The following is a 1213-nucleotide window of genomic DNA, read 5'->3' on the forward strand; positions in this document are numbered from 1 at the left end:
CCCACCACCACCCCGCCCCCCCCGCCCAACCGAGGGCGCGGCCGCCGCCCCCCGGGACCGCGGCGGCCGACGTCGCCGAGAGGGCACTGAGCCCGAACCCGCTGAACTACGCCGGATCACCCGCGGGCGCGGCGGGGCTGGGCAGGAGCGGGGCGGCGGCGAGTGTGGGCCGCGCAGCGTCGGTCGGCGGGCTGTCGGTGCCGCAGTCCTGGGGCAGCGCGGCGCCGGCGATTCGGCTGGCCGCCGCGGCCACCGCACTGCCGATGGCGGGTGTGGACGGGGTGCCGGTGGTGGGGCCGGGCGGCATGCTCGGTGGCCCCCTGGGCCCGATCGGCAGCGTGGTCAACGCACCCCGCACCGGGGAGCCCCGATCGCGGTATGCCGCCCGCGCCAAACTGCTCCCGGCCACCGCCGGCGGGCACGGCGACACGCCGGAGCGGTGGGCGAACTTCGACGCCTTGGCCTGCGGTGACGCCGCGGTCAGCGAACGCCACCAGCTCCATCAGCTGCGTACCGCGGTCACCGCCTTGACCAAGGAGCGCGATGTGCTCAAACGCTCGGCGACCCTGCTGATCAAGGAAGCCATCCAAAAGTGAGGAAGGAAAACCCGTGTCATTTGTGACCACCCAACCCGAAATCCTGTCCGCCGCCGCCGGCCAACTCCAGGCCCTCGGCTCCGCGGTCAACGCGGAAAACGCGGCCGCGGCCGGCCCCACGACCGGCGTGATTCCGGCGGCCGCCGACGAGGTCTCGGCGCTGACCGCCGCCCAATTCGCCACCCACGCCCAGCTGTACCAGGCCGTCGCCGCCCAAGCCGCCGCGATCCACGACCAGTTCGTGGCCACCCTGGGCACCAGTGCCGGCTCCTACGCCATGACCGAGGCCGCCAACGCGGTCGCGGCCGGTTAACCCCTTTCGCAGGCAACGAGTTAAGGAGACAGTGATATGCCGACGCGTTTTATGACCGATCCGCATCAGATGCGGGCCATGGCGGGCCGTTTCGACGTGCACGCCCAAACCGTCGAGGACGAGGCCCGCAAGATGTGGGCGTCCTCGACCAACATCACCGGAGCCGGCTGGGGCGGAACCGCGGCCAACACCTCCTACGACACCATGGGCCAAATGCAGACCGCGTTCCGCAACATCGTCAACATGCTGCACGGGGTGCGCGACGGGCTGATCCGCGACGCCAACAACTACGAGCAGCAAGAAG

At 71.6% G+C, this 1213-nt stretch carries 3 protein-coding genes; all 3 read left to right on the top strand.

Annotation, left to right across the window (positions count from 1 at the left end; genetic code table 11):
• A partial coding sequence (locus BKN37_RS27215) for a PPE family protein, SVP subgroup (RefSeq protein WP_423212852.1) occupies nt 1-596 on the top strand: 596 nt, incomplete at its 5' end.
• A 13-nt stretch (nt 597-609) separates the two neighbouring features.
• Nucleotides 610-909, top strand: a complete 300-nt coding sequence (locus BKN37_RS27220; RefSeq protein WP_071030424.1) for a PE family protein — start codon at nt 610-612, stop codon at nt 907-909.
• A gap of 36 nt (nt 910-945) precedes the next feature.
• The coding region (locus BKN37_RS27225; protein ID WP_071028377.1) for a WXG100 family type VII secretion target at nt 946-1213 on the top strand (268 nt) is incomplete at its 3' end.

Source organism: Mycobacterium talmoniae (assembly GCF_001854525.1).
Lineage (GTDB): Bacteria > Actinomycetota > Actinomycetes > Mycobacteriales > Mycobacteriaceae > Mycobacterium > Mycobacterium talmoniae.